This window comes from Sphingobium sp. LF-16, assembly GCF_003711185.1.
Lineage (GTDB): Bacteria > Pseudomonadota > Alphaproteobacteria > Sphingomonadales > Sphingomonadaceae > Sphingobium > Sphingobium yanoikuyae_A.
On sequence record NZ_CP029335.1, the window covers coordinates 823,636 to 849,344 of the forward strand.

The following is a 25,709-nucleotide window of genomic DNA, read 5'->3' on the forward strand; positions in this document are numbered from 1 at the left end:
ATAGGCGTCAATCTGGATCAGTCACGCCTTCATGCGTTCAGTCCGATCAGGCTGGCGCGCCATTCGAAGCCGCCGGGCTTCGCCCAGACCGTGCCCAGATCGCCGACAAGCGGGCCGAACCAGATGCGGTTCTGTCGCTGCGCATCATCGTCGGGATCGGTGATCAGGGCGACAGGCTCGCTGATGCCGATTTCCTCGATCAGCGGATGCACGACGGCTTCGACCTCATCCTTGTAGACGGCGCCGAAGGTGACGGCGACAGACCGCAGTTTCACGCCGCGACGGCGCAACAGCACCCCGCGAACGGAAAAATCGACATTGCTCATGTCGCGGACACCAAAGGCGGCACCGAACTGGAAATTGCGCTGAAGCTGGATTTTGCGGCCCATGACCAGACGCGCGACCGTCGCGGCGGCATTGGCCAGCCCGGCGATAGTCAGGCGCCAATAGCGCGAAGCCGGCGGCGGCGATGCGGGCGCAAACCAGACCGATCGGCCACGGCCAGACACCGGCATGGCGCTGCCGGCCAGGAAGGGCAGGGCAGCGCCCGCCCATGATCCGGCCGGGAAGGTCGCGCCCTGCGCCGCCGTGGCCGCCTCCACCTTCAGCGTCCAACTGGACTTGGCGCCGGTGCAGCCCAACAGCAGGATGCTGTCGATCGTGACATTGGCGCCCATGTCGATCTTCAGCGTCTGACTGGCGGCACCCGTGGCGCTTTTCCACACGACGCCCATATGATCATTGCCGACATAGGCAGGGTCGCTACCGGCCGCCGTGGAGCTGGCGCTGGCAGACGAAAAGGCCAGCGGCTTCACGATCACTGCATTGCTCATCCGAAATATTCCACATTGGTTTGTTCGTCTTCCAGATCGACTTCGATCCGGCTGACCATCATGTCGGCATCGACGCCCTGTTCAGTGTCGATCAGCCGATGCGTGGGGATTGCGCCGTCCACGATCAGCAACATGTCATCGACCTTCACGGTGAAGCGGCGACGCACGGTGCCGATCAGCGCCCGGCGCTGGGCACCGGCCGCTTCTGCATCGGCCCGCAGATCGAAAAAGCCTTCGGCAGGCTGATCGCTGTTGTTCCTGGCGGAAGGAAAGCGCGTCTTGATTGCCGCATCTTCGTTGGACACGACGATCTGTGGCCGCAGGGCTGCGGCGATATCAGCGGGAAGGGCGGGCATCAGTAGTTCCGGGACGTGCCAGTGAAAGTGGAGCCATCGCTCGCACCCAATGCCTTCAACAGCGCCTGACTGGCGGCCAGTTGCCTTTCCAGCAACAGCACCATGTTGGACGTGTCGGCGGCCATGCTGGTTGTGGTGGTGGCCGTCGTCTTGGCCGCCGATGCGGTTTCCTGCGCTAGCTGGTCCGATGCGCCGGCAATGGAGCTGACATTCTCGATCGAGGATATCGCCGAACCGGTCGCCGCCTGAATGGCGTCAAAGGCCTCGAAATATTTGGATGTCGACCCGTATAGCTGGCGCTCGATATCCAGCCAGGTCTGGGCCGCATCCAGATAGGCGCTCTGGTCGATGGACTGGCCTTTGCCGATCTTGTCGAGATAGACGGCCAATTCATCATAGGCCGCTTTTTCCTGATCGCGCAGCGACAACGGCGAAGACGATCCCGCATCCATGGCCTTCAGATAGTCCTTCAGGCTTTGGGCGGCGCTGGCGGTGCTGCTCTTCACCTCTTCCAGCTCCAGATTATAGAGCTGCTGCGCTTCTGCCATCTGCTCAGCGGTGGCAGCGCCTTCTTTCAACGCGGCCCAGGTGTCGTCCCATTTGTCGTTCAGCTGCTCGATCGCGTAACCGACCGGGTCTAGACGCGCCTGCAACGCCTTGGGGATCGCCTCGATCGCGGCCGCTTTCTGGATCGCCTCAGACAGGTCGGCGCCCGAAGTCAGAAGGCGCTTGCTCGCCTCCGATATACCCATGATCGCGCCATCCGACACCGCGTCGGCAATGGCATAGGCAATGGCGCCTTCGGCATCGTCGTCAAATTCGACTGCGCCATTCTTGGTTTTCAGCGACGATCCGGTCGGATTGACGCGATAGTCGCCGTCGCGGATGCCGATCGTGGTGCGGAAGCTGCCGACGCTGCCGCCCAGCTGGTCGGCCAAATCCTTCAGGCCCGACAGCACATTGTCGGCCAGATCGCTGGCGACGCCATATTGCTTCTTGTCCTTGCCGCCGATCGACACGCTGTCCAGGCCAGTGATGGTGGCACCCGCCGACCGGCTAGGATTGATCAGGTTCGATATCGGGCCAGTCAGCACGCCCAGCGGCCCACCCTTGAAACCGAAAATTTCACCGATCATGCTGTTGGCGGCCGACGCCATGGCCAGCGGACCCAGCACCGACGCTGCGCCGGCTGCGATCCCGCTCAGACCACTGGTCGCACCGAACTGCTTGGCCAGGCCTGCCGCCGCCGCGATCTGCCCCGCGTCACCGCCTTCTGCGGCCGCCTGCTCAGCCAGGCCGCTGGCGCGCCCGCCACCGTTGGTCAGCGCCGACAGGATGGCGCTTGCCGGGCCGCCGAAGCCCATGGTGCTGGTGGCCGTGTTCAGAGCTGTGAGAGGATCGAACGCCCGACCGGAAAACTGTGCAATGGTCCACTGCGCCGCCAGCGTCGCCATGACCTCCATGCCTTCGCGTTTGAAATCGCGCCAGATATCGCTGCTATGGCCAGAGAACAGGTCATAATAGAGGCGAGACAAATCCTCGATCGACCGGCGCTGACGTTCGTCCGCTTCCTCGTGCAGGCGGTCGATCTCTTCCTGTGCCTTGCGCTCATTCTCGACACGCGCCTTGGCTTCTGCGGCGTCTGCATCCCGATTAACTTCGGCGGTGCGGATTTCCTTCAGCAGCTCATACTGCTCGCGCAGCGGCGCCACCTGCTCTTCGCGGATGCCCAGCAGTTCCGCCGCTTTCGCGTTCGTCGTGCCTTCCAAGCCGGGGAACTGGCGCTGGATTTCCAGCATCGCTTCCTGAAGGTCCGCCTGCCGATCGAGGCCACGCGCGCGTAGATCAGCCAGCTGCTGGCTGTCGCGCTGACGCTCGATCGTCTCTTCCAGGCTTTCACGCAGCCGTTGTTCGGCATCATTCTGCTTTTCCAGTTCGCGATCGGCGTCGGACTTGTCCGAGCTTGCCGAACGCCCCGACGCGCGGCCGCCCGCCGATCCACTGCCACCGGAGCTTTCGGGATCTACAGTTACCGGGCTGGTCCAGATCGAACCGGTGCGGCGCGTGGCCGGCGTCTGTGCAACCTGGGCAGCGCGCCACAGCAGCTTTGCCTGCCGCATGACTTCGGCTTCCGCCTGCTGCACCGTGCCGCCGGAACGGTCACTACCGCTGCGCCGAAAACTGACCAGCGAACCGCTGGTTTGCGCCGCCCGTAAAGCATCCAGCTCTTTCTTCGCGTTCAACGCCTGCTGACGACGGAATGACAAGGTCATATTGGCGTCATCGGCGGCTTGCTTGTCCGCCTTGCCGTAAACCGACCCGGCGACATAGCCCGCGCCAGCGCCAATTACGGCGCCCACGCCACCACCGAAGGTGAACCCCGCGCGCGCGCCGCCTGCTGCCCCCATCAGCGCATATGCCTTTTCCGGGTTCTGGCTCCACCATTGCGCCAAACTGCCAGTCATGCGCGTGAGGCTATTGGCCAGGCCCAGAATAGCGCCCGAGTTTTTGGCGACGGCATCCGCAATATTGGCTTCCAGCACCATCTTCATCTGCTGCACCTTGCGGGCGGTCGCATCAGCGTTCTGGATCGCATCGTCAGAAATGACGGCCCCAAACTCATTCGCCGCTTGCCGCAAGGCATCGATCCGCCCGGCGCCAGCGCGCAGCATCGGATCGATCTTGCGCCATTCATCGCCGAACAGCTGGGCTTCCAGGCGCGCGCGTTCGGTCGGATCGCTCACCTGTGACAGCTTGCCGATCAGCTCATTGAACACGCCCTCCATGCTTTTGGCGCGTCCCGTAGTGGTGTCGATATCGATGCCCAGATCGCGGAACGCCTCTTTCGCATCCTTGTTGCCGCCGCGCGCTTCGCCGATTTTCTGGGTCAGGTCGGTGAAGCTGTCGCTCAAATCCTGCTGCTCGACACCGACTTCCGCCGCAGCGAAGCGATATTCCTGAAGCGCCTTGGTCGAAATGCCGAGCTGCTGGCTTTCCTTCTTTAGCGTTTGCACATGGTCGAGCGCACGTTGCCCCAGCGAGATGATGGCAGCGACGCCCGCGCCTGTGGTCAGGGCATCTAGCCGGGCAGAAAGGCCGCGCGCAAATTCGTCGCCAGCACGATTGCCAGACTTCGCGGCCTGCTGCTCGAAGCGTCCAAAGGCCTGATCGGCACCGCGCGAAAATTCTTCCGCCCGAATTTTCAGGCGGGCAAGGATATCAACCATGCACAGGACTCCATTGCTGGACCAACATAGGTCAGCGGGCTATGGATGCCCCCGCAAATGCAGGGGAATGATGATGAGTGTCGGGTTCTATGCCGTTGGTCTGCTGTTAGTGATCGTCGGCATCATGACGACGTACAGCCCCTTCGACGTAGTATTGGCAGCGATTTACGGAGCGGCCATGTTCGTCAGTGGAGTAGGCTTGATCTGCGCTGGCGCAGTTATCGAAACCATCAAGAAGAGCACCAAAGACTAGCTGAACTGCCGCCCCACTGCCGTCGTGCGCTCGCGGTAATCCTTGGCGAGATAAGCCTCCGCCTGCCGCACGATCGGATCGACCGCCACTTTGTTGGCAAAACGCTGGAACGGGATCAGCACGAAGATGGTGACCGACTGCACCCTCGCCGGGCTTCCATCCCGATTGATATAGCGCTGATTGCGCAGCCGCTTTTTCGTCGGGACGCGGACGCCGATACCATTGGCGCCGAACATCACATGCTCAGCTACCAGGCGCGACGGTTTGCCATCCTTGCCATGCACATATTCCAGGCGGATGCCGTTGCGGCGCTCCCACTCGCCCGGCGTGATATTGCGGCTGCGCCCCAGCACACCGGCCTCCGGCGTCGGGATCGCCAGCCATTCGCCCGACGCCTTCTTGTTGAAGCCGGGCTTGGTCCAATAGGCCATCGCACCGATCGAGCGCTTGCCGCCGTTGACATAGACCTGACCTTCCGGCGCATAGGCCGGGCGGCCCTGCGCCGGGTAAGCGTCGGATTTCCACGCGCGCCACAGACGCCCCTTCACCGAACGCCTGGTCTGATCCTCCAGGCGGCGCTCCAGCCATTTCGTGCTGGCATGGATGGAGCGGGTGCCAGCCAGCAGCATGGCGGTAATAATGGCTTCGCTGCGGCGATCGAGGTCGGCCCGGTCGACGGATAGTTCAAGTGCCGGCATCGTCTTTCTCGCTCACCATCATTTCCAGCAGGTCAAAGGCATCCATCAGGGCGGCAGGCTGCTGCCCATAGCCGCCCGGCCCCGGCATTAACGGGGTGCCTCCGCCCAGGGCGCCGCCGCGCGCTCGACACCGCAACCACAGGTCGACGGCGAAGAGCGCCCAGGCGGGCAGGGTCAGGCGGGGGTTTTCTCGGTATCGCTCTCCGGCGATGATCCATCCGTCCCCGAAGGTTCGACCGAAGGCGAAGTCTCTTGGTCGTCGCCGGACTTCGAGGGCGCATCGGAGTTTTTTCGGGCGCTAAGCCCATATTGCCGGTCATAAGCCTCCATACCGGCGACGCGCAGCAGCAGCGGTTCGATCGTCGTCAGCGTCGCCGGGTCGATCTGGCCATTGATGCCGCGCACCGGTCGACCCTCGACATTCTCCCAATCCACGCAATAGCGGCAGAATGCGACCATGGGCAGGATCGCCCGGCGTCGTTCCTCACGCTCGACCAGCGCCCGATAGGCCGGGAAATGCTGGGCGATCGTCTGGGTAACCTGCTGCAACAGCTGGATTTCCGCAGGGTCGACCAGCTCGCCTTTCGCCGCCGTTTCGGCAAGCGCGATCAGGTGGGCAGTGTCTTCCCCGGCAAAGGCGCTGATACCGTCGATGAGGGCACCATGCTTTTCCCATGGCCAGATTTCACCGGCATTATAGGCAGGGCCGGACAGTTCGGCTTCCATCAGCTGTCGTTCGATGATGTCGCCTGCGCGAATGTAAAAGGTCGGGGCGCCGGGCGTGCCCTCCAGCCATTTCGGCGTGAAGGGTTCGGCCGCAGATGCGGCGGTGGATGCGATGATTATCGACATGGGCCTTACCAGAAACAGAGGATCGAGTCGCCGTCGCGCGCCTGGGCGTCGCGACCAGGGCTGAGCAGGCGGAAGCGGGTATCTTCCGACCGCAGCGAACCGCGCGTGCCGCTGTCGGCCGCGATCGGCTGCGCCAGCGGCAACGTGATGGCCCAGCGGTTGTAGGCGGCGCCGATGGCGCGGATCAGCGCGGGATATTGAGACATCGCCGCAATATCCGCTTCCACGTTGCGCGTCGCCACCAGCGTGGCGAGCGGATCGCATCGCAGTTCGGGCACGCGGCGGCCGAGCTGCGAAGCGCCGAAACCATAGGTGGTGTTGGGGTCTTCCGGGTTTTCCTGCGTCGTGTTCTCCGCGATCGACCAGGACGAAATGGGAAGCTGCTGCCGATTGACGAGGAAGGCGGGGTCGACACCGCTGACACCCATTGCCAGGATCGGGCCGCTATGCAGCGGAACGGCCGCGTCCGGCATGGTCGCGTCGACCTTGCCGGCATAGATGCCGGTGATGCGGAAGGTGAAGAAGCCGGACTTGGCGGTATCGCCGCCCCAGTCCGTCAGGCTGACACGACAGGCGGTATATTTGCGCAGGACGCCGTCTTCGTTGAGGTAGAGTGTGCCGCTGGGCTGATCGGTCAGCCGCGCGGCCTGATCCTTGGGGCTGGTCCCGGCATAGGTCCAGTTGGGGAGGATTTCGGCCTGCGTCGCAGTGGTCAGCACCGGATTGAAGCTGTCAGCAAGGGTTGCCACCCGCGCTGCCGTATAGTCGGTGATGAAGGTGGTGCGCCCGGCGCCCGGCCCGCCTGACAGTTTGAGCGGCATTCCGCGATAGGCCTGGGCAGTCGCGGCGAAGGCGGCCGCTAGCGTCGCGGTCCCACCGGCCACGGCAGTGACGGCGGCAGCGGCGACGGCTGCGGTGAACAGGGCTTTCTTGCCGGCCGCGACCAGCAGGGCATGATGGGGCGGCTTGACGCTGGCGGAATAGGCGGCGTTCGCACCCTTCATCTTGCAGCGGAAGGTGATTTCGGCGGGCTGACCGATCACGGTCGGCGCACCGGCGACGAAAGAGCCGGTCACTTCGCTGGAGTCTTCGGTGGTAAAGGGGCTGTTGAACTGCTGGCCGGTTTCGAACGGGAAGGCATCGGCCGCCGTGGGAACGGCGTCGACGCCTTCGGTGGTTTCGATCTTGAACATCGCCACCGCATTGTCGGGGCGGATTACGGGATCACCCATGTCTTGCTCCTTGGGTCGTTAAGGTTGCCCGCGCCGGGTGGCGAAGGTGATGGTGAAATCTTGGCTGAAGGCGAGGCGCGCCTTGCTGGCCAGCGGCGCAACCGCCGGACGCAGGTCGCCCTCTTCTATGTCCTCGATCGCGGGAACGACGCCGATCAAGCCAAGTACGGCCGCGACCGTGCTGGCGTGAAGGTTGTTCAGCCGCGTGTGCATGGCGGAACCGCCGGACCCTTCGACATAGCCTTCGATGGAAATCGCCATGCCGTAGCGGGTCGCGCCCGCCTCGCCCTCGATCTGGGCTTGCCCATCATCCATGATGTGCAGGGCATCGAACTTGAGCGGATCGCTCGACGGCATCCGCTCGATTTCCTGCGCACCGGTTGCACCAAGTGCGGCTTCGATCGCCGCAAAAATGGTTTCGCGGACGCTCATGCCTCTTCCACCGTCAGTTCCCATGCACCGATGTCCGCCCGATCGACGCGGTCGATGACTTCCCATTCGGTAGTCGCTCCGGTCATGCGATCAGTGTGAACAATTCGGTCGCCCTTGCCGGGCGCGTTCGGGAAATCGGCCATCTGCACTTCGAACCAGACATGGCGGATAGTGGCGCCCGCGCCTTGAAACGCATCGCCGGACTGATCACATTTGGTGCCCGTGATCGACTCTTCCACCAGCCCTGAACCGGTGTAGAGGATCGGGTCGGCGAAGGCGGCATGAAGCCGCGCCGCCTCGGCCGCCCAATCGGTCATTTCGTGGCGTCCGGCGCGATGACGGCGCCGCCATTGTCGACCAGTGTTTTCGCACGGTCGGCGTCGATCTGCTTTTTTCCGTTGCCGACAACCAGGATTTCGCCCGCCTCCTGGCGGACCCCTTCGTTGTCGCGTTCGGCAGTATGGAGCTGGATAGCTTTCATGCTGTGCCTCCATGGTAGCGGCGTCGGACGCCGCCACCGGTTAATGTCAGATTGCAGGGACCAGCTTTACGGCCACGGTGGGCGCCCCGCTGGCGGCAGCCGCCTGGAAGATGCCGACCTTGGTATTGCCGCTCGCCACGTTGGTCAGGACCTTGGCGGCGCTGTCCCAATAGGCCACCGTCTTGCGGGTGATGGCGACAGCAGCCTTGGGCAAGGAAAAGACGCCACGCGTCACGCCGACGACAGGTGCGCCCAGTGCTGCATCTGTCGAGGCGACGGCAAATTCCGCGCCGTCGAGGAAGCCGTCACCGGATTTAACGGCATAGGGGGCAATGCAATCCACATTGTCGCCCCGCTGGATGAAGTTCTTCATGGATACCTCCTTAGGAAGATGGATGGGGAGCCGGGCTTACGCTTCGTTATTTCCGGCCGTTTCGGCGGCAGCCGCGGCGACCCGCTCTTCGAACGCCGCATCCTGCTCTGCCTGCTGCGCGTCGAGCGCTTCGCTCAGGAGCTTGTCGCCCTCTTCGCGGATGCGCGTCATCTCGGCCTCAAGGGCGGTGTCGCCTTCGGACTTCTGCTTCTGCAATGCATCGGCCAGCGTCTTTTCGTCGCCCGCCCGCAATTCTTTCAGCTTCAGCTTGACGGCCCTATCCACGGCCCGGTCAAAGGCCTTGCCCTCGACCACTTCCGTTTCCTCCGAAGGATCGTTGATATCGGCGTCGAGAACGTCATTTTTGTCGACATCGCCGTTATCGACCAAGTGGCGAGCATAAGCGTTCGTCACAGTTTGCGGACCGTCATTTGGTCCTTTGGGCAGACCATTGATCATGACGGTCCGCTGCAAGGCTACAATCTTCATGGATTTACCTTTCCCGAAACGACAAGGGCGGCCCGAAGCCGCCCTTGTCGAAAACCATTGTGGAGTGCGGCCGCTTACTGGCCGGGGTTCATGTAGGCGCCGCGGTAGTCGATCGCTTTCGCGTTGAAGTCTGTCCGGCCCTTATATTCGACACCGTCAACCTCGAAGCCGACGCGGGTTTCGGTGTAAACGCCGCGCTGCCCCTTCAGATAGGCATGCTGGACAACGGCAGCAGCGCGTGGATCGGCGAACAGTATCCAGCGATTGTCGGTAATACGCGGTTCTACGATCAGCGTCAGCTTGTTAGCGAACAGGTTGACGTTGCTGCTCTGAGCGGCGGCGACGGCCGTCAGGACCGTTTCTGCCTCAGTTTCCTTGTCCGGACCAACGATCAGATATTTCGGCACGAGATTGATCACGGTCGAGCCATCGCGGTCGCGCTGCTTGCGCATGGCGGCACGGCCGACGCCAAGCGCAGCGGTGGTGATCGCCGACCCGGCCCCGGCGAGGTTGCCATGCTGACTGGAAAAGAGCGCATAGCCGTCGGACAGGATCGGATTGCCGATGATGTTCGCCCAGGCGGCATTCGATTCATGCAGCGCTGCACCCCGGCCCAGCTTCGAAGAGATATCGCTGAACAGGCCCAGCTGGTCGTTGATGATCAGCTGGCGCGACAGTGAGTAAATCTTGCCGGCGGTCCACAGCTTGTAGCTGTCGCCGATGTCCTGGAACGACCCGTAGGTATATTCGCCGTTCTCCGCGACGATCTGGAATTCGGCCGCGCCAACCAGGCCGACGATGGGAGTGGGCCGGAAATCGTTCGCGCTGGTCTCTTTCGACAGGAGTTTCCAGTTGTCGGTGGCCGCCTCATATTCCGCCATGATAACCACATTGCCGGCCTGTTGGAGGGCGATGGCGAAATCGCTGGTGGTCATGGCGCCGTGACGGAAGCCCAGCGCTTCCTGGCACAGCTGATAGGGGCTCATGGCGGCCGTGCGCACGCCCGATCGTTCCAGATACTGGCGGGCGATTTCCAGCGTGCCCATATGGCCGAACAGTTCGCCACCGTCTGCCGGCGCTTCGAAGCTGTTGCTCATGCGGACAACGAAAGCGCCGCACATGGCGGCACGATATTTATCCTGTTCATCGGCGCTGATGGTGATCGAGCCGTTGATCTGTGGCTGTGCACGATCGGCGACATAGGCGTCGGTGATGGCGTCGGTCAGTTGCTCTTCCGTCATCGGCGTTTCAGCATGACGCGATAGGATCGCAGTCCGCTGGGCATCGCTCAGCGCTGACCGGTTGAACAGGTCCATCATCCGCTTCAGCGTCACTTCGCCGGTGCGGGTGTCAGCTTCGGGAACGACGACAGGTGCCGGTGCGGGCGCCGGCGCCGGGGCGATCGGTTCAGGCATTTCAACTTCCTCGGATGTCGCGGGCGCACCGCGAATGATGCAGGGGTGGCCGCCCTGCTCGGCTTTACGGGCGCGCACCTGCGCGCCGGCATCGAAGGGCACCGCCACCATGGATAGCTCGATCGGCTCCCAGTCGGTGGCCAGCATGTGGGGCTTTTCCCCCTGCTTTTCGGTGCGCAGATAGGTGTGGACCATGTATCCGACGCTGACGCTCCGGATATGGCCGTCGATGATCTTCTGGTTGGTGTCGGCGACGTCGGGTGTCTTGGCCAGGCGCACCCGGGCTGTCCCCTGGCCGTCACCGATCTTGACTGAACCCGGCACGACCGAACCCAACACGCTGCGAAGCGAATAGTCATTATGACTGTCCAGTAGGCAGGCACCGTTGTTCAATCGATCGAGCCGGACGGCGGAGCGGTCTAGGCTCAGTTCTTCGATATAATATTCGCCGTCCCACCAGTCGAAGCGAAGCCCTGCGGCCCCGGTAGTCCAGCAAATCTCTATGCTGTTGTCGCTATCGTCATACGACGACGGTAGTGTCGCCGCCGCTCGATACATCATCGGCGCTACCGTCTGCGCCGGGTTGGCTTGCGTCTGAGGCATTCTTGTCTCCTGGCGTTGACGGATCGCCCATGAAGGCGATGCCGCGTTTCACATTGGCGGCACGATCGGCCGCAATCTCTTCCATCAACTCGTCATGGTCATTGCCGCGCTCGGCGATGATGTTGCGCCGGCTTTCGATCCCGGCCTGCATTTCCAACAGGGCAGCCTTGGCGTCACCGGCCCGGTCGATCGTTTTCACGCGAGGCGGCGTATGCTTGAATGGGGATCGCAGATCGCGGGAGCCGACCCGGCCTGTCGCAAAGGCATCCTCAAGCCACCAATTGACTACGCGGACGCAAAATTGCGGAATGATGGTCAACCATTGGATGCGGCCCATCCCGGTTTCGAACTCGTTGGAGCCAGCCTTGAAACTGGAAAAATTGACGTTCGAAAGGTCGCCCGTCATGCCTTCGTACGTAACCTCGCCGCCCGCTGCGACGCGTAGGCTTCCCCATCGGAGGAAGTCGCTGAAGCCACCCGCCGCCTTCGGTTCGCCGAATTTCACCGTCTGGCCCTGGTCCAGATAGGAAATCATGCCGGGATACAGCGCCTCGATAGGCTGCTCTGACCGGCTGTCGACATCACCATTTTGGTCGCCAATCCCGCGATCTGCAGGATCGGCATCGATTGAAGTTTCAACAAAGGCAGCGAAGCAGCTCTCCAGCTTCTTCCTGACACCCTCCGCCTCGATATAGTCATCGACATCGTCCAGTCCTTCGATCACGGACTCGAAGTGGCTGCGCCCGCGCCACTGGCCTGGCTCCTCGCGACGGAACAGATGAATGACATCGGCCGCTTGAATGCGCTCACTACCCTGGCCGAACATCGGATCAATCGATTTGCGAAAATGATAAAAGGCGGGCTTGCCGTCCTCGCCCCATTCAATCCCGTCGCGTACCTTCAGCCCGCCGACCGCGCCATCCAGCTGATCGACGCGCAACACCTGAAGTCGAAGGGGATGGCCCGCACCTGCTACCGCGCGCCGGACGATGAAGACTTCGCCGTCGAGCAGCATGGTCCATGTCACCAGCTCCTGAAGGCCATACAGGTCCTGGATGCCGTCATGGTCCGCAGCTGCGATCCAGTCGCGCCACTCCTTCTGCATTTTCTTGGAGCCGGTCGGGGTAGCAGTGATGCCGTATGCGACCAGATTGTTGAGCAAGTTCGCCTTCATCTTCCGGGCGAAGGGATTGAAACGGAATATCCGGCGTAACTTGTGCCGATCCACAACCGACATGGCGCTGGCGGCGGAATGCACGGGGCGGGCCGATGGGTCATTGACGGCCCAGCTGTCACCCCTGCGCTTTTGCTTGCGCGTCTGGATCGCGCGGACCTGATCAACGCGATCCAGCTGGGTGCGCATCATGGCGCGCTTGAGCGCCCGTTCCGGCGAAAAGGCCGCGATGGCGCGGTCGATGATATTCACCGGCCCATCCTGCCGATCGTGAACCGCTTTTTCGGAACGGTCCGGCTCTCGTCTGCGACCACCTCGGCCTTCATTTCGGTTCGAAGGCGGCGCAACTCGTCGAGGCTATGGCTCTCGCTGCTGCGCCCATCGGAAAAGGTCACCTTCTTCGTGGGGTTGAGCAGAACCTGTTGGATCTTCTCCAGGTCTGCGCGGGTCCAGGCCATTTTATCGTCTCCGTTGTAGCCAGTCGGATCGCGTCGATGTCAGCCAGTCCCGCCGCGTTGGCGACTTGGCCGGGGCAGGGCGCGATCGACCCGGTGCCACAATGTCCACTTTCTTCTGCACGACGACGATCGCCGCAGGCGCATCGTTGGCCGGGGCTATCGCGATGGCCTGGTCCGGCACGCGGTAGGCGGCGGGCACCCAGCGCATATGATCGCGACTCTGCGCGAAGGGGGGCTTCAGGATCGACGCATAGGCATAGACCAGGTGATCGAGCGTTTCGTTCCGCGCTCGAAGCTTGACCCAGCGGCCGTCCTTCAGTTCTTCGGCGGCGATTTCATCCAGATACTCATCACTCAGTCCTGGCTCACCTTCGGAAACATGGCGCGTCCGACTGCCGGGCCGATCGGCGCCGGGTATGTTGATGTAGCCCGGCCCCCGCGCCGACTTGCGCAGGCGCACGTCGATGATGTTCTTGATCCGGTGGACGTTGGGCAACCACAGGTCCGGCGAATTTTTTTTCGCACCGCCGGATATCTTCTTGTCCGCAAATTCACCCTGCGGCATCAGACGCGGCGAATTCGGCTTGCTGCCCCCTTTCAACAAAGTGATCCGGCGCCGCTCGATACCCCAGCCCTGACGAGTGCTGGGCCCCGTGGCCTTATGCCACAATGCTTGCGCCGATTTCGTCCAGCTGTCTTCCTTGCGCCCGCCACCGCCGGTGTCGATCGCAACCGACAAAGCTGGCGGGCTATCGCCCGACCCATCGGCCAGAGGCCATGTCTTGCGCCACAGCGGCAGCAAGGCCTCCGCATGGGATGGTTCGTCAAACGGGCGGATTGGCGTTCCGTCTTCCAGAACATCGATCGACCACCGGTCGATGATCCAGCTTTCCAGCTTGTCGCCGAACCCGATTGCGGCACATTCGAAGCTAGCCGCCTGCGCATCGACAACTATGACGATGACCTTGACGCCTGCCGGTACGGTGCCGATTGCAAAGGTCGGGTCGCGGCGCTTCGCCAGGTCGGCGCGCTGCAGCGGCTTTTCCCCGGACAGGATCGACCGATAGTTTTTCCCACCCTTCGTATTCCAGAAGGTGCGCAGCGCCCCTTCGTCCTGCCTCGTCTCCCAAGCGATTTCCGCGTCGCGCAGTTCGCGCGCCAACGTCGGCCAACTGGTGAAAGCCATGAGCCCATCGACGCGGAATGTCCTGCGCCACGGACCTGCATCCGGCTTGTCCGCGACAAACCCGCCTTCAGGCAAACGCTTCAGGCTATTGAGCAAGGCCCGCCGATCTTTCGGCTCCAGCACGCAACCGGATGCGCAAGTGACGAAGGCAGTGCGCTCCGCAAGTTCGGGGCCACCGGTCCGATCAAATTTCAGGTCGCGCCGGATATCGATTTTCCACCGATCGCCGCACGACGGACATTCGGGGTGCAGGCTTTCGTCGGTTCCGCTTTCCACGAAGGCTTCTGTTTTGCCGCCGGCTTCGTCGGCGGGGGACGATGACACAAACTTGGTGTCGCGACCCTCATAGGTAGTCTGTCGGCCGCTCAGCAGCTTGATTGCCGAGCCTTGCCCCGCTTCGTCAGCGGTGCCGCCAACGTCGCTGTCCATCTGGTCATAATCGTCTAGCCAACCGCAGCGAACCGGACGCTGCGCGAACTGGCTGGGCACCGGCCAGATCGACATGACGAACATGCCCTGAAATTGCTTCAGGAATATATTGTTGGCGCTCGCCGTTTGCAGCAGCTTGCGCCGAATTGCCGCTGTCTTGTCGACAAATGGCTGTATCCGCGTGACGACAAATGTCTGGGTCGCAATCCGGTCCGGCTGTACCATCATGAAATCGGACGGGTCCTGATCAATCAGCGACCCTAACCAGCACAGGCCGATCGTTGATTTACCGCCCTGTGACGGCCCCAACAGTCCAACTTCGCCCGTCTGAGGCGCGCCCAGCGCATCCATGACGACGCGATGCCAGGGCAGCGCGTCCAGATCGAAATCTGTATTCTTCCGCGCCCACTCACTGACGGGGAGCTTTTCGCGCGGGGCATACAGGTGTGACAGACGCGCGAAGAGTTGCGCCCCAGTTTCAACCGGTCGGAGCGTCCAACGCGGTGCTGGCAAGGATGTCACTGCCATCGTCGCCATCACTTCCCGCCGTCTTCTCCGCTAGTTCCTTCATCCGTTGCGCCAATGCCGACTGATCGGCCGCCATCAGCGTATCGATTTCGATCTGGAGTTCGCGCGGAACATCCGCGCGTTTTGCCAGCCGGGCCGAGAAAGTCGCCCCCGCTTGCTGAAACCACACCAGCAGCTCGCCTATGGCGGCTTCAACGCCGGCCTTTTCGATCATTTCGCCGCGCAGCTTGCTCAGCTTGATCGCGACGATTTCCTCTTCCAGCAGCGCCTTGCGATCCGCGACCGTCAGGCCGGGTTCGGCAGTGGGCATCGACAGCCCCAAACCCTGCGCGAACAGGTCCAGCTCTTCGCGACGGTTCCGCGCGGCGTCACGCTTGGCCTGATCGAGCGACTGGATGTAGCGGCCTGCAACATCCAGATCGATTTCGTAGGCGTCGCCGTTTTTCCCGAACTTCACGATACCCGGGAAGTCCGGGTCGGTGGCAATCATCTTCCGAAGCGTGGGCTCGGAAGGCATCCCCGCGAGGGAGGCGAGTTCAGAGAGTGAGCCGCGCATGATCAAAACCGAAAGAAAAACAAAAGCCTAGAAAAAATCCCGACGCAGTTGCACGTCCATCGCCTTCGGCCCCCGTATAGGCTCGCGAGCGGGGAGGACCCAAAGGGGGGTGGGCGCAATATTCTGTCGCGCCGCGCCCGCCTGCGCAATTTCGTTGCTGGCATTTGCGACGCGGTCGCAGCCCCGGCGCATTCCGTCCCCTACCGCGACGCGGTCGCAAATGACGACGCCCCGCGCTGCATGGGCAGGGCGAGGCGTCATCAGGTTGGAGAGGTCCGCGCCAGTTCCGCGCCCATAGGCCCGCCACCAGCGTATCCACTGGATAGCAGTTTCGGAGGCAAAGGCGGACAAAGAATATTTCGCAACCATCACATTCTACCCCTTGCGCCGTCTCTATGCGCGCATTTCTGCGGCGTTCAGCACTTGGCAAATCGCGTTGATGGCGCGCGAGTATCGCTTGCGCAGCCCCTCCGCGCCCGTCCGAAGGCCCATAGGCCGCAGCAAGGCGCGGAACGGCACCCGCTTCCGCCCAGCTGCCAGCGCCGTGACACCCAGCACAACCAACCGCCGATCGCGATCAGGCGCGTGCCGCAGCCATGCCGTCGCCTCGTCCCGGCGCCGCATCTGATCGCGCGACAAGGGCAGCTTGGGCACCCGAACATCGGGTCGCCGATCTAAGTCCCAATCCCAAGTGCGATCCTCGCCGATCAGGTGCCACGGACCGTCCGAAGCGAACGGCCAGCCCGCGCCCTCGACATGCCACCACAGCCGCATCGCCTCGACCAGACGCTCTTCCACGTCCGCGAATGCCCAGAACTGTGACCCTTCCATGGCCGGAACCATCATCGCTCAACCCTTCCGACTATAAACCGATGTATAATCAATGACTTAATTTCTAATCTGGAAGCATTGGAAGGATTGGAATGATTTATGAATATTATAGCTCGCACATGCGCCCGCGCCCGCCCGCACATACGAAGGAAACATTCGGCAAACCCTTCCAACCCTTCCAATGGCGCAGAAATCCGCGCTTTCTTCCTTCCATGATGCTTCCGCCACCCTTCCAGACCGGAAGCATCCGCCTTCAAACCGCCGCCGCTAGAAGGGCGGCACCCAGTCATCCATGTCAGGAGGCGGCTCTGTGATCGCGGGGATGTCATCGGCCGATGGCGGCAGTTCGGCGCGCACGCGCCCATGTTCATCCACGAAGTCACTGGCATCGCGGATCAGGCGCATGCCCAGCCACTGCATCCCGTCGCTGGCCTTCTTGGTGAAGCCCTTGTCCAGCATCGCTTTGCTGAAGCCCTTTTGGCTCCATTCCTTTTCGCCAGCGGCCTTGCACCACGCCTGAAACACTTCGTAGAGCCGCGAGGACTGGATGCGCCCCTGCGGGTCTTGCGCGGTGCAGAGCTTGAGGAAGCGCGCCAGCGGGTCGCTATCCTCGCGATATTGCTGGGTCGCCTCGCGCACCGCATCCGGCTCGATCAGACCGTTGGCCAGCCAGTCCAGCAGGCCGCGCACAATATGGTTGAGGACGCCCGGCGCTTCGTCGCGCAGCTTGAACGGCAGACGTTCGTCGCGCTCGCCATCCTTCACATGGGCGTTCCACGGCACCAGCTTCATGCGCCGCCATATGCCTTCGTCGGTGCCCGGAATATCGGGCTTATAGTTGCCGCCGATATGCAGCTTGAAGAGGGGCAGGAGGTCGAAGAAGCCGCGATGCAGCGCGCGCACGGCCATAGGCTCGCCGCCCGTCGCCGCCTTTACCAGCGCTTCATTCAGCCGCGAACCGCGTTCCGGTTCCGACGCGCGCAACAGGCGGACACCGCCCAGGCGCGCCAGATCGGGCGAGGCAGCATCGCCGCGTTTCTTGATCCCCTGATCCAGAAAGGTTTCGATGCCGATCGTGCCGGCATAGTCGCCCAGCACATGCGCCCACAGGTCCATCGCCGTCGATTTACCGTTGGCGCCCAGGCCATAGTGAAACCACAGCTTCTGTTCGCCGGTGTCGCCCGTCGCGGTATAGCCGGCGACCTGATGCAGATAGCGCCGCATACCTTCGTCAGGATGCGCCCAGGCGAAGAAGCTGTCATAGATCGTGCTGATCGCGTCGGGATCGAACGCCACCGGCGCCAGCTTCGTGTTGAGGTCAGCGCGCGAGTGCGGCTCCAGCGAGAAGCGCGCCCGGCGGCGCCCTTCCTCATCCTGATACCGTTCGAACCGCAGCGTCCCGTTCAACACGTTGATGGCGAGCGGATCGCAATCGAAAGCCTCGATCGCGACGGTCAGCCATTTTTGCGCCAGCTTCGCGATGGAAGACGGCTTTCCCGCCTGCTCGCTTTGCCGACCATATCCGGCCAAGATGGTCGACAGCAGGACGAAGTTCTTACCCTTGGGGATATACTGGTCGAGGCCGTGCGGGTTTTCCTCCGCCTGATAGACACCGGTCTGCCGCATGATCCGCGCTTCGGATTGCATGTCGCGGATCGTGTCGAAGATCGCCTTTTGCAGCTCAGCGGGCGGCGGACCATCCTTTTCCTGATCCAGAACGCGCCAGCGGCGATCGTCCCACCCCAACCAGCCCTTGGCCGTGGTGAAGCGGAATTGCTCGCCATGGCGGGCGATCAGTCGTTCGCCGATGCCGAAATCGGTCATGGGCAGTACGGCGCAATCCATCATGACGATATCAGGCCCGATATCCCACGGCTTCTTGACCCCGTCGCCTATCGCCCGGTCGACATCGGCATTCTCTACGCCGTCGACATCGCCAGCATCGCGCCACAGCCGATCCTTGACCGCCGCTTCCGCCAGCAGCCCGGCACCAGCCCGCCGCCCCGCGACAAAGGCGAGGCGTAGGATCGCCGCCTTGGTCGGCTCCAGATATTCCAGACGCTTGTCGAACCATTCCTGCGCAATCCGCTTCAATCGCGCCTGCACCGGCCCCGGCTGTTCGGACAGAGCTTCCAGCCTTCCGGTCGGAAGGGTATCGAAATCGCGCGCCCACGGCGGCGGGGGCGGGAAGGCCTGATCAAATCGCGCCCGCCATTCGGCCTGATATTGCGCACGGGTTTCAGCATCGGCGATACCCGCCGCCAACTGCGCCAGGCGCTGCCAGATGCCGGCCTTGCCTTCAGGCGTCGCCGCATTTCCCTGTGCAAGCGCTGCGCTCCACAGCAGGTCAACTAGCGGAACCGCAGCGGACAGGACCACGTCAATCGCTTCCCGGCCGCCCGATCGCGCCAGATCGTCAGGGTCGGAACCGTCCGGAAGGGTGGCGAAGGACAGCCCACGGCCCGGCGCGACCAGCGGCAGCGCGCGTTCGGCCGCGCGAATGGCGGCTTTCTGCCCCGCTTCATCGCCGTCCATCAGGATGATCGGCGCTTCGCTGACACGCCAGACGCGTTCCAGCTGTTCGACCGTGATGGCCGTGCCCATCGGTGCGACGGCTTCGGATATCCCGACCTGATCCAGGGCGATGACATCGAAATAACCTTCCACGACGATCAGGCGTCGCGCCGATCGCGCTGCCGGCGACGCCCGGTGGAGATTGTAGAGGGTAGATCCTTTGGCGAAGGTCGATCCCTCGCTGTTCACATATTTGGGCAGCTGGCCATCGCGCGTAGCCCGACCGCCAAAGGCCACGATCCGGCCGCGCGCATCGGCGATCGGCACCATGATCCGGCCCCGAAACCGGTCGCGATAACCGTCCGGTGTTTCAGCCATCAGGCCAAAGCCCGCAAGGGCGTCAGGCGCCAGGCCGATCGCGCCGACCGACTGTTGCCCCGGCGCATAGCCCAGGCCAAAGCGGGCTATGGTTTCTTCCGTCAGGCCGCGCGCGGTCAGCTGGGCATAGGCGCTGCGGCTCTGGCGCAGCTGCATCTGATACCAGTCGGCGGCACGGCCCAGCACGTCGCCGGCCTCGATCCGCCGTTCCTCGCGCCGCGCCTCTTCGGGCGACCGGGTTGGCATGTCCAGTCCGGCCGCGCCGGCCAGCTCCTTGACTGCGTCGATGAAATCCAGCCCGCCATGATCGGTCAGCCACCGGATCGCGTCGCCATGCGCGCCGCAACCGAAGCAATGATAGAAGCCCTTTTCATCATTGATCGTGAAGCTGGGCGTTTTCTCATGATGGAACGGGCAGCAGGCCTTCTGTTCCTTGCCGGCCTTTTCGACCTTGATGGCACGGCCGATCAGCGTCGAAAGCGTCGTGCGGGCGCGGACTTCGTCCAAGAATGACTGTGAAAGAGACAAGAAATCCCACCCCGAAAATCAGGCAAAACAATGATGGCGATGCGAGAGGTTGGGCCTTTTCCTGCCGTGCCCAGGGCGACATGATTTAGGCTTCGGTCAGGGCGCTTTCGCCCCACCACGCTTCGATCTGGCGACCGTCGCCGCCGCGATAGCGGATATAATAGGCCGGTTCGGACGCCTCATATTCGGCGCGGCCCACCACATGGCCTTCTTCATCGCTGGTCTTCAGGCGAACATGCTGGCCCAGCTCGAATTTCAGATCGTTCATCATCGCACCTCTCTTGTGGGAAATCGCCGCCTCTCCGACTGGTCACGCCTGTATCGAGCCGCTGACGTTTGCGGCCACGGCGGGGCCTGCAAGCCCCGTCGATCCTGTCAGGCGCCCCGCCAAAAAGCCGGCGTCACCACCCGCGAGGTCAGCGCGCTCGCGCTATGGTCAGCGCAATTCACCGTCCCGCAACGCGGGCAGGGGATGCGCACCACGCGCAGCGGTTCGGCGTCGATCTTCGGCACCGGCAGGCGGCCGAAGGCCTGCTTGTTCAGGATACCCATCATTCGCTTCCTTCCCCGGCAATGGCGCCGATTTCCTTGAGCAACTGGCTGGCCCGCGCGCTGTCGGCGCTGCGGGAACCGCGCGTGGTGCAATCCATGATGATCCGGGCCAGCGCCTCGATCCGGCGCGCGCGGCGATAGAGTTCACCGGGTGTCAGGCTGGTCTCCATGTCGGTCCCGCCCCGCTCCACCGCCGCGCCGCCTCAGTGTTTGGCGGGCGCGGCTGCCACAGGGCTGGGCGCCGCGCCCGTTCCGTCGTGCGACCCGAAGGCGACGGATTTGAAAGGGGGAAGGGCGGCGGTCACAGCATCGCCCTTTGTGTCTGCTTGCCGGTGGCCAGGATGGTCACCACCCGCCGTTCCAGCGGCGAAGGCTCTTCCACGCTGATCTTGCCCAGCTGCACCAGGCGGCGGACGCGATAGGACGCCGCTACCTTGCCATTCAGGCCGACCCGCTTGGCCAGTTCCTCATTTGTGGGGCAGGGCAGGCCGCGCGCTGCCGCCTGTTGCAGGATGCGCAGCACTGCCCGCGTCGTCATCGCGCCGTCATTGGCCGCCAGCTGGAACCAGCCACGCTGCGGCACCTGTCGGGCGCGAAGCTGCGACGGGCGCGGATCGGGCAGGCGCTGCGCGATGAAGCGCAGCCGGCCATCGACCCGCTTGCTGGTCATGGCGACCAGCCCGGCATCATGCAGGCTGCGCACCATGGCGCCGATCGCGTCGCCGGGGCGGACGCCTTCGGCATAGACCACGTCTTCACCCGGCTGCGCGCGTTCGGCCCAGCTGCGAAATTGTTCCGGCTTCATGAACGTCATTCCCCCGCCACCGCGCGCAGCCGGGCAAGTATGGCGACCGCCACGCTGACCAACTGTTCCGCATCCTCGATCATGCCCAGCCGCTTCACATCGTGGGCGCACACCTTGCGGTCGCCCATCGCCGTGCAGATTTTGCGGGTGATATCCGCCCCTTCGGTCGACAGGATGCCGATCTGGGCCAGCCAATCCATGGCCTCGCCTTCCGGCGCGGGCAGGCGGAACAGCTCGAAACCCTGCATCTTCGCCAACGCGCGGGTGATATGCGGCCATCCATCCTGACCGGCGGACATATTCTCCACCACCGGCACCAGGCGCAGCGGAATGAATTCAGCGACTTCGCTATTGCCCCACTGCGCCACCGTGGATTGGCTGCGCTCCAGCATGCGGCTGACATAGACCTGTCGACCGGCTGCATGCACTGCATCGGCCGTGGCCTCGCTGATCGCGATATCTGCCGGCCCCAGATTTTCCGCCCCCCGCGCCATATCAGGCGGCCTGCCCGATATTTTTGGGCGCGCTATCGGGTGACGACATCACTGGTTCAGCAATATCGAGGGGCCAGCTTAGCCCCTCTTCCTTGGCGGCTAACCGCAGGTGATCGAGACGCGAAGGGGACAAGCCATTCTTACGCCAGCTGTGGACTGTCGAAGTCGGGTTCTTCGTCATGCGAGCCACGGCAGCGGTGCCGCCCAGCTCATCAATAATGAAATTGGCTTGATCGCTCATAAGGCGACCTATGCGATAATCGCAGATGATTGGCAAGGGTGCTTATTCGATTATAGAAATTGCGAATATCGCACTGTGTCGCAATGTGGCCCTATGGACCCTGAAGACATTCTGCAGCTGCTCAATCAGCACGATATGAGCCAGTCTGAGCTGGCGCGGCGCATTGGCATCGATCAGAACAAGCTCAACAAATCGCTGAACGGCAAGAGGCGCATCACTGTGTCGGAGATGGAAGCGATAAAGGAGGTGCTAGGTGCGTCGCAGCCGATCTTAAGGTCGCTGCCCGTCATTGGCCAAGTTTCCGCCGGGAACTGGCGGGAGGCTCTTCAGCATCCTATCGATGTCGTTCCGACACCGGACCCGTCAATTCCGGCTAGGGCCTTTGCTCTGCGCGTGTCGGGAGATTCAATGGACTTGCTTGTGGATGATGGCGCCACCGTGATCATCGACCCGGACGATCGAGTTCTCTTCAGCAATCGTTACTACGTTGTTTTGAATGCAGAGGGTGAGGCCACCTTCAAGCAATTCAAGTCCGACCCCGCGCGTCTCGTGCCCTGCTCGTCAAATCCCTCGCATAAGGAGATTTTGCTTGGTGGCGAGAGCTTTGACGTTGTCGGACGGATAATTTGGCGCGCCGCTCGGATGTGATCATTTCGGCTAGCTGCTTATCTGAAAGGCCAAGCAGCTTAGGCGAAACTCGTTTCTCTTCGATCGCGCCAGGCACGATATCGAAGTAGCCTCCCCATTCATCGTAGCACCCCAATCCGTCCGCGATTGCGTCGCGCCGAGCGGCCGTCAGCCGAAGGCGCCATGGCCCCGCAGGCCGGCCAAAGCAAACCACGCGATAGGTCGGAATGGTCAGTAGCATTATCGATTCGCCCCACATTTCCCTCTGTTCAAATGGAACATAAAAGGAACATAGATCAATCGGGTAAACGAACTATGCGATAATCGCAGAAATATAATTTGACACGTAATATGCGATTATCGCACAAGCCTCCCGTTCACTCAACGGGAGGCAATCATGCTTCATGCGCCTACAGAGTTTCCGTTTCCCGGCAGCGTCGTGCTGTCGAAGGGCCTGCGCTGGACGATCCGCCAGCTGTTCGACAATGGCGCCACCGCGCTGATCGTCCGCGACGGGGCGGGCGCGCAGGGCCGCCGCCGCGAAGCCGTCGCTGATCTGGTCGATGCCAATCTGGTCGACCGCGACGGCATCCAGGCGGTCAAGGGCATCGGCCGCGATACCAAGCGCCTTGCCCTCCATGTCGCCCGCCACCTGCGCGATCGTAACGAAGTGGTCCTGCGCGATCTGGGCCACCATCTCCATGCCGCCCACGCTGCCGGCGAAGTCCCGGCCTTCCGGGACAATTATCATCTGGTCGAAATCATGCGCGGGCTGGGCTGGCACAAGGCTGGCTGGGCCGGCACCGGCCCGACCCTCAGCCCGGTCTATCGCCGCACGGCGAAGGTGGTGCCGGCATGAACCGGGACCGCCGTAAGGAAATTGACGGCGCGATAGCCGCGATCGAACGCATCCAGATGGAACTGGAAATGCAGGCCCAGATTGTCGCCGATATCCGCGCTGACGAAGAAAGCTACCGAGACGCCATCCCCGAGAACATGCAGGGGAGCGAGCGTTATGAAGCCGCGGATGCAGCTGTGGACGCCTTGACCTCTGCGCAAGACGATCTGGAGGCCATCGACTTCGATAGCATCTTGGAAAGCCTGCGAGAGGCTCGCCGATGAGCCGCCGCACCCTTGCCGATCGCCGCCCGGCGACGCGCTACCGCCCGCCATGGCGCAAGCCGGTGCCCGGCCCGGCCCACACCGTGAAGAAGCTGGGCGATGTCGAAATGACCAGCACCGGCTTCTCGCGCCTCACCCCCACCGGCTTCGAAAGGATCGACTGACATGGACAGCCGGGCCGTAACCGCCGTCAACACCGCGATGGGCGTCGCTTCCTATCTCGACGGGATCGCCGAACGCAAGCGCGCCAATGATGTCCGCCGCCTGTGTCGCAGCAACACCAGCTACCGCGCGCGGCTCAGCACCCTGCACCAAGACAACATGCAGCTGCGCGCCCGCGTCGCTGAACTGGAGGCCAAGCATGTCTAAGCTGATCCTTTGCTGCCCCAATTGCGATCGCAGCTGGTCGACCCGCGATTGCGCCGGCCGCGACACCATCATTTGCGAATGCGGCTTCGGCATCGCGGTGCCCGACACCCGGTCCAAGGCTATCGCGGCGGCGAGCTGCGCGAGCGAGGCGGCCCACGAACTGCTGACCTTCGCCCGCGAAGGCAACCAGCTGGGCGACACTGCCTTTGCGGTATCGGTCGGCGAAAAGCTGGCTGATGCGTTTCGCCTGTCGATCGACGCCCAGGGCGGCCCCGACGACGCAGAGGAAGCGCTCTTCTATACCCGCATCCTCGACTATCTCGATCCGCGCCACATCGTGCGGACCCCGCCACAATATGAGGCGCGTCCGTTCAAGATACCCGATGGCCGCTGGTATATTTGCCGCGCCGCTTCTGATGATCTCGACGAAGAACAGCGCTTCCTGTCAGAACCGGAGGCGCAGGGCATCGTCGCCATGCTCAATCTCGCCGCGCCTGCCGGGGTGGGGCGGACGCCGCTTCCTACTCAGGAAGAGCTTCGCCTTGCCCACGCCCTTGTCGACAGCAATCCAGTGCTGCGCGTCTACGCCGCACCCGAATGGCACAGCCTTGCCGAAGACGCGCAGCAGTGGACGGCCGTGCTGATCCGCGAGGCCCGCCGTGCGCTCGCCCCAGCAGTTCCCGCCGATGTCGCTGCTCTGGTCGTGGCTGCGCGGGAAGTGCTTGATGAGTATGGACGCGAGAGCGTCGATGAGCAGCAGGCCGGCCACGACACCCTGCGCCAGCTCGACAAGGCCGCAGAAGCCTTCGCCTCACGCGTGTGCTGGGACGATGATGGGGGGGCGCTAAAGGATGCCCATGCAGTCCCATGCACCTGCGGCCTTCCGGGGGACGCACGCGTTGGCTGACCTTTTGGACTTGATGCGCCCCGATCCGAGGCCGGTATGGCGTGATGGCGCAATCGTCACTCATGAAGCGCGCCCTTGGCGGGAAGGCGACTTGCAGTTCCTCTGGAATGACTATCGAGAGGCGCGCGCGGGCGGCAAGTGGTTTCGGTTTGATGTGCGAGATAGCATCTGGCGCTGCCTCGATCCGTTCAGGCACACTGGCATAAATCGGTTGCCGGACCAGCCGCCCGCGCTCGATCGCCACGGCCGCCTCACGCACGAGACTGTGCAATGACCCGGCCCGCACCCTTCCAGCTGGTCCAGATCGCCCGCGAGGAACGCGCCCGCCGCAAGGTGGCGTGGGAACGCGCGGGCAGACTAGACAGCCACACTGCGATCGAGGACGAAATAATCTGGTCCAACATCGAGCATTTCGCGCGCATCCTGAATGGCGAGCGCCGGCCGATCCATTGGCCGGTCGAGCATAAGCGGATCATGGTCGAGAGTATTGCGGCCACCCTGCGGAAAGCACCGGAAGCTTTCTATAAGCTGCCCGGAAAGGTGCGAGGCCTGCGCGATCTGCAATATGCAATTCAGTTCACCTTGCTCTACGTGCTGGACCAGCCGGTGCCAGAGCATCCCGAAAGGGCCGCCGCGTGAGCGCGCCCACAAAAATCCGGCCAGCGGCCGACCCGAACATGATCGCCTTTGCGGAAGCCCTTGCGCGGATGCAGGTGAAGAGAGACATTGCCGCCCTTCGCGCCGCGCAGGGAGGCGGCCGACAGGA

Annotated in this window: 32 protein-coding genes; 8 read left to right on the top strand and 24 right to left on the bottom strand. The window is 63.0% G+C overall.

The window, feature by feature from the left end:
• Positions 1–29: 29 nt before the first annotated feature.
• Genes DIZ22_RS03965 through DIZ22_RS03975 form a run of 3 tightly spaced genes read right to left on the bottom strand, consistent with a single transcriptional unit; the run spans position 30 to position 4,416 of the window.
• On the bottom strand, positions 30–833 hold the full coding sequence (locus DIZ22_RS03965; RefSeq protein ID WP_122927930.1) for a hypothetical protein: 804 nt from the start codon (positions 831–833) through the stop codon (positions 30–32).
• Positions 830–1,189, bottom strand: coding sequence for a hypothetical protein (locus DIZ22_RS03970; protein ID WP_122927931.1), 360 nt, complete (start codon positions 1,187–1,189; stop codon positions 830–832). The genes DIZ22_RS03965 and DIZ22_RS03970 overlap by 4 nt, the downstream gene beginning before the upstream one ends.
• Positions 1,189–4,416 (bottom strand): hypothetical protein, encoded by a 3,228-nt coding sequence (locus DIZ22_RS03975; RefSeq protein ID WP_122927932.1) that lies wholly within the window; start codon positions 4,414–4,416, stop codon positions 1,189–1,191. Before DIZ22_RS03975 ends, DIZ22_RS03970 begins: the two co-directional genes overlap by 1 nt.
• A gap of 67 nt (positions 4,417–4,483) precedes the next feature.
• Between DIZ22_RS03975 and DIZ22_RS03980 the strand changes: the two genes are divergently transcribed.
• Positions 4,484–4,669: a hypothetical protein gene (locus DIZ22_RS03980; protein ID WP_122927933.1), complete on the top strand. Its 186-nt coding sequence runs from the start codon at positions 4,484–4,486 to the stop codon at positions 4,667–4,669.
• Here the strand turns inward: DIZ22_RS03980 and DIZ22_RS03985 are convergent.
• The 21 genes from DIZ22_RS03985 to DIZ22_RS04075 form a co-directional block, all read right to left on the bottom strand.
• Entirely contained in the window at positions 4,666–5,367 is a 702-nt protein-coding gene (locus tag DIZ22_RS03985) for a DUF6441 family protein (RefSeq protein WP_122927934.1), read from the bottom strand. The genes DIZ22_RS03980 and DIZ22_RS03985 overlap by 4 nt on opposite strands.
• Positions 5,368–5,541: 174 nt before the next feature.
• Positions 5,542–6,219, bottom strand: coding sequence for a hypothetical protein (locus DIZ22_RS03990; protein WP_122927935.1), 678 nt, complete (start codon positions 6,217–6,219; stop codon positions 5,542–5,544).
• A gap of 5 nt (positions 6,220–6,224) precedes the next feature.
• Positions 6,225–7,451: a hypothetical protein gene (locus DIZ22_RS03995; protein WP_122927936.1), complete on the bottom strand. Its 1,227-nt coding sequence runs from the start codon at positions 7,449–7,451 to the stop codon at positions 6,225–6,227.
• Between the two features lie 18 nt (positions 7,452–7,469).
• Positions 7,470–7,883 carry a hypothetical protein gene (locus DIZ22_RS04000; protein ID WP_122927937.1) on the bottom strand — a complete coding sequence of 138 codons (414 nt, stop codon included), beginning with the start codon at positions 7,881–7,883 and terminating at the stop codon, positions 7,470–7,472.
• A complete protein-coding gene (locus tag DIZ22_RS04005; RefSeq protein ID WP_122927938.1) occupies positions 7,880–8,200 on the bottom strand; it encodes a hypothetical protein in 321 nt (106 codons plus the stop codon). Before DIZ22_RS04005 ends, DIZ22_RS04000 begins: the two co-directional genes overlap by 4 nt.
• Positions 8,197–8,364, bottom strand: a complete 168-nt coding sequence (locus tag DIZ22_RS21650; RefSeq protein WP_164488855.1) for a hypothetical protein — start codon at positions 8,362–8,364, stop codon at positions 8,197–8,199. The genes DIZ22_RS04005 and DIZ22_RS21650 overlap by 4 nt, the downstream gene beginning before the upstream one ends.
• A 46-nt stretch (positions 8,365–8,410) precedes the next feature.
• A complete protein-coding gene (locus DIZ22_RS04010; protein WP_122927939.1) occupies positions 8,411–8,737 on the bottom strand; it encodes a capsid cement protein in 327 nt (108 codons plus the stop codon).
• Positions 8,738–8,773: 36 nt separating this feature from the next.
• Complete coding sequence (locus tag DIZ22_RS04015) at positions 8,774–9,226, bottom strand: hypothetical protein (RefSeq protein WP_122927940.1); 453 nt, start codon at positions 9,224–9,226, stop codon at positions 8,774–8,776.
• Positions 9,227–9,300: 74 nt separating this feature from the next.
• Positions 9,301–11,244: a prohead protease/major capsid protein fusion protein gene (locus DIZ22_RS04020; RefSeq protein WP_122927941.1), complete on the bottom strand. Its 1,944-nt coding sequence runs from the start codon at positions 11,242–11,244 to the stop codon at positions 9,301–9,303.
• Positions 11,162–12,670, bottom strand: a complete 1,509-nt coding sequence (locus tag DIZ22_RS04025; protein WP_122927942.1) for a phage portal protein — start codon at positions 12,668–12,670, stop codon at positions 11,162–11,164. Before DIZ22_RS04025 ends, DIZ22_RS04020 begins: the two co-directional genes overlap by 83 nt.
• Complete coding sequence (locus tag DIZ22_RS04030) at positions 12,667–12,876, bottom strand: hypothetical protein (protein WP_122927943.1); 210 nt, start codon at positions 12,874–12,876, stop codon at positions 12,667–12,669. Before DIZ22_RS04030 ends, DIZ22_RS04025 begins: the two co-directional genes overlap by 4 nt.
• Before the next feature lies 1 nt (position 12,877).
• Positions 12,878–15,028, bottom strand: coding sequence for a terminase gpA endonuclease subunit (locus DIZ22_RS04035; protein ID WP_122927944.1), 2,151 nt, complete (start codon positions 15,026–15,028; stop codon positions 12,878–12,880).
• Complete coding sequence (locus tag DIZ22_RS04040; protein ID WP_122927945.1) at positions 14,970–15,509, bottom strand: hypothetical protein; 540 nt, start codon at positions 15,507–15,509, stop codon at positions 14,970–14,972. Before DIZ22_RS04040 ends, DIZ22_RS04035 begins: the two co-directional genes overlap by 59 nt.
• Positions 15,510–15,968: 459 nt before the next feature.
• Positions 15,969–16,421 carry a hypothetical protein gene (locus DIZ22_RS04050; RefSeq protein WP_122927947.1) on the bottom strand — a complete coding sequence of 151 codons (453 nt, stop codon included), beginning with the start codon at positions 16,419–16,421 and terminating at the stop codon, positions 15,969–15,971.
• 252 nt (positions 16,422–16,673) lie between these two features.
• Positions 16,674–19,805: a DNA primase gene (gene dnaG, locus DIZ22_RS04055; protein WP_164488856.1), complete on the bottom strand. Its 3,132-nt coding sequence runs from the start codon at positions 19,803–19,805 to the stop codon at positions 16,674–16,676.
• Positions 19,806–19,911: 106 nt separating this feature from the next.
• Positions 19,912–20,097 (bottom strand): hypothetical protein, encoded by a 186-nt coding sequence (locus DIZ22_RS04060; protein WP_122927949.1) that lies wholly within the window; start codon positions 20,095–20,097, stop codon positions 19,912–19,914.
• A 104-nt stretch (positions 20,098–20,201) separates the two neighbouring features.
• Positions 20,202–20,381, bottom strand: a complete 180-nt coding sequence (locus DIZ22_RS21655; protein WP_164488857.1) for a hypothetical protein — start codon at positions 20,379–20,381, stop codon at positions 20,202–20,204.
• The gene (locus tag DIZ22_RS21660; RefSeq protein ID WP_164488858.1) at positions 20,378–20,548 is read right to left on the bottom strand and encodes a hypothetical protein; all 171 of its coding nucleotides are present in this window, start codon (positions 20,546–20,548) and stop codon (positions 20,378–20,380) included. Before DIZ22_RS21660 ends, DIZ22_RS21655 begins: the two co-directional genes overlap by 4 nt.
• A 131-nt stretch (positions 20,549–20,679) precedes the next feature.
• Positions 20,680–21,192 (bottom strand): winged helix-turn-helix domain-containing protein, encoded by a 513-nt coding sequence (locus DIZ22_RS04065; protein ID WP_164488859.1) that lies wholly within the window; start codon positions 21,190–21,192, stop codon positions 20,680–20,682.
• Positions 21,189–21,677 (bottom strand): hypothetical protein, encoded by a 489-nt coding sequence (locus DIZ22_RS04070; protein WP_122927951.1) that lies wholly within the window; start codon positions 21,675–21,677, stop codon positions 21,189–21,191. Before DIZ22_RS04070 ends, DIZ22_RS04065 begins: the two co-directional genes overlap by 4 nt.
• 1 nt (position 21,678) lies before the next feature.
• On the bottom strand, positions 21,679–21,918 hold the full coding sequence (locus tag DIZ22_RS04075; RefSeq protein ID WP_164488831.1) for a hypothetical protein: 240 nt from the start codon (positions 21,916–21,918) through the stop codon (positions 21,679–21,681).
• Between the two features lie 93 nt (positions 21,919–22,011).
• Here DIZ22_RS04075 and DIZ22_RS04080 point away from each other — a divergent pair, with 93 nt between their 5' ends.
• The 7 genes from DIZ22_RS04080 to DIZ22_RS04110 all read left to right on the top strand — a co-directional run bounded on the left by DIZ22_RS04080 (position 22,012) and on the right by DIZ22_RS04110 (position 25,582).
• Entirely contained in the window at positions 22,012–22,566 is a 555-nt protein-coding gene (locus tag DIZ22_RS04080) for an XRE family transcriptional regulator (protein ID WP_122927953.1), read from the top strand.
• Positions 22,567–22,942: 376 nt separating this feature from the next.
• A complete protein-coding gene (locus DIZ22_RS04085) occupies positions 22,943–23,404 on the top strand; it encodes a hypothetical protein (RefSeq protein WP_164488860.1) in 462 nt (153 codons plus the stop codon).
• Complete coding sequence (locus DIZ22_RS04090) at positions 23,401–23,667, top strand: hypothetical protein (protein WP_122927955.1); 267 nt, start codon at positions 23,401–23,403, stop codon at positions 23,665–23,667. Before DIZ22_RS04085 ends, DIZ22_RS04090 begins: the two co-directional genes overlap by 4 nt.
• Positions 23,664–23,831, top strand: coding sequence for a hypothetical protein (locus DIZ22_RS21665; protein ID WP_164488861.1), 168 nt, complete (start codon positions 23,664–23,666; stop codon positions 23,829–23,831). The genes DIZ22_RS04090 and DIZ22_RS21665 overlap by 4 nt, the downstream gene beginning before the upstream one ends.
• Position 23,832: 1 nt before the next feature.
• Positions 23,833–24,036 (top strand): hypothetical protein, encoded by a 204-nt coding sequence (locus DIZ22_RS04095; protein WP_122927956.1) that lies wholly within the window; start codon positions 23,833–23,835, stop codon positions 24,034–24,036.
• Entirely contained in the window at positions 24,029–24,943 is a 915-nt protein-coding gene (locus DIZ22_RS04100) for a hypothetical protein (RefSeq protein ID WP_122927957.1), read from the top strand. The genes DIZ22_RS04095 and DIZ22_RS04100 overlap by 8 nt, the downstream gene beginning before the upstream one ends.
• 270 nt (positions 24,944–25,213) lie before the next feature.
• A complete protein-coding gene (locus tag DIZ22_RS04110) occupies positions 25,214–25,582 on the top strand; it encodes a hypothetical protein (protein ID WP_122927959.1) in 369 nt (122 codons plus the stop codon).
• Positions 25,583–25,709 lie beyond the last annotated feature (127 nt).

Coding starts and splice junctions, on each gene's coding strand:
- DIZ22_RS03965 (WP_122927930.1), bottom strand. CDS start 833: ATGAGCAATGCAGTGATCGTGAAGCCGCTGGCCTTTTCGTCTGCCAGC.
- DIZ22_RS03970 (WP_122927931.1), bottom strand. CDS start 1,189: ATGCCCGCCCTTCCCGCTGATATCGCCGCAGCCCTGCGGCCACAGATC.
- DIZ22_RS03975 (WP_122927932.1), bottom strand. CDS start 4,416: ATGGTTGATATCCTTGCCCGCCTGAAAATTCGGGCGGAAGAATTTTCG.
- DIZ22_RS03980 (WP_122927933.1), top strand. CDS start 4,484: ATGATGATGAGTGTCGGGTTCTATGCCGTTGGTCTGCTGTTAGTGATC.
- DIZ22_RS03985 (WP_122927934.1), bottom strand. CDS start 5,367: ATGCCGGCACTTGAACTATCCGTCGACCGGGCCGACCTCGATCGCCGC.
- DIZ22_RS03990 (WP_122927935.1), bottom strand. CDS start 6,219: ATGTCGATAATCATCGCATCCACCGCCGCATCTGCGGCCGAACCCTTC.
- DIZ22_RS03995 (WP_122927936.1), bottom strand. CDS start 7,451: ATGGGTGATCCCGTAATCCGCCCCGACAATGCGGTGGCGATGTTCAAG.
- DIZ22_RS04000 (WP_122927937.1), bottom strand. CDS start 7,883: ATGAGCGTCCGCGAAACCATTTTTGCGGCGATCGAAGCCGCACTTGGT.
- DIZ22_RS04005 (WP_122927938.1), bottom strand. CDS start 8,200: ATGACCGATTGGGCGGCCGAGGCGGCGCGGCTTCATGCCGCCTTCGCC.
- DIZ22_RS21650 (WP_164488855.1), bottom strand. CDS start 8,364: ATGAAAGCTATCCAGCTCCATACTGCCGAACGCGACAACGAAGGGGTC.
- DIZ22_RS04010 (WP_122927939.1), bottom strand. CDS start 8,737: ATGAAGAACTTCATCCAGCGGGGCGACAATGTGGATTGCATTGCCCCC.
- DIZ22_RS04015 (WP_122927940.1), bottom strand. CDS start 9,226: ATGAAGATTGTAGCCTTGCAGCGGACCGTCATGATCAATGGTCTGCCC.
- DIZ22_RS04020 (WP_122927941.1), bottom strand. CDS start 11,244: ATGCCTCAGACGCAAGCCAACCCGGCGCAGACGGTAGCGCCGATGATG.
- DIZ22_RS04030 (WP_122927943.1), bottom strand. CDS start 12,876: ATGGCCTGGACCCGCGCAGACCTGGAGAAGATCCAACAGGTTCTGCTC.
- DIZ22_RS04035 (WP_122927944.1), bottom strand. CDS start 15,028: ATGGCGACGATGGCAGTGACATCCTTGCCAGCACCGCGTTGGACGCTC.
- DIZ22_RS04040 (WP_122927945.1), bottom strand. CDS start 15,509: ATGATTGCCACCGACCCGGACTTCCCGGGTATCGTGAAGTTCGGGAAA.
- DIZ22_RS04050 (WP_122927947.1), bottom strand. CDS start 16,421: ATGATGGTTCCGGCCATGGAAGGGTCACAGTTCTGGGCATTCGCGGAC.
- DIZ22_RS04060 (WP_122927949.1), bottom strand. CDS start 20,097: ATGATGAACGATCTGAAATTCGAGCTGGGCCAGCATGTTCGCCTGAAG.
- DIZ22_RS21655 (WP_164488857.1), bottom strand. CDS start 20,381: ATGATGGGTATCCTGAACAAGCAGGCCTTCGGCCGCCTGCCGGTGCCG.
- DIZ22_RS21660 (WP_164488858.1), bottom strand. CDS start 20,548: ATGGAGACCAGCCTGACACCCGGTGAACTCTATCGCCGCGCGCGCCGG.
- DIZ22_RS04065 (WP_164488859.1), bottom strand. CDS start 21,192: ATGACGTTCATGAAGCCGGAACAATTTCGCAGCTGGGCCGAACGCGCG.
- DIZ22_RS04070 (WP_122927951.1), bottom strand. CDS start 21,677: ATGGCGCGGGGGGCGGAAAATCTGGGGCCGGCAGATATCGCGATCAGC.
- DIZ22_RS04075 (WP_164488831.1), bottom strand. CDS start 21,918: ATGAGCGATCAAGCCAATTTCATTATTGATGAGCTGGGCGGCACCGCT.
- DIZ22_RS04080 (WP_122927953.1), top strand. CDS start 22,012: ATGGACCCTGAAGACATTCTGCAGCTGCTCAATCAGCACGATATGAGC.
- DIZ22_RS04085 (WP_164488860.1), top strand. CDS start 22,943: ATGCTTCATGCGCCTACAGAGTTTCCGTTTCCCGGCAGCGTCGTGCTG.
- DIZ22_RS04090 (WP_122927955.1), top strand. CDS start 23,401: ATGAACCGGGACCGCCGTAAGGAAATTGACGGCGCGATAGCCGCGATC.
- DIZ22_RS21665 (WP_164488861.1), top strand. CDS start 23,664: ATGAGCCGCCGCACCCTTGCCGATCGCCGCCCGGCGACGCGCTACCGC.
- DIZ22_RS04095 (WP_122927956.1), top strand. CDS start 23,833: ATGGACAGCCGGGCCGTAACCGCCGTCAACACCGCGATGGGCGTCGCT.
- DIZ22_RS04100 (WP_122927957.1), top strand. CDS start 24,029: ATGTCTAAGCTGATCCTTTGCTGCCCCAATTGCGATCGCAGCTGGTCG.
- DIZ22_RS04110 (WP_122927959.1), top strand. CDS start 25,214: ATGACCCGGCCCGCACCCTTCCAGCTGGTCCAGATCGCCCGCGAGGAA.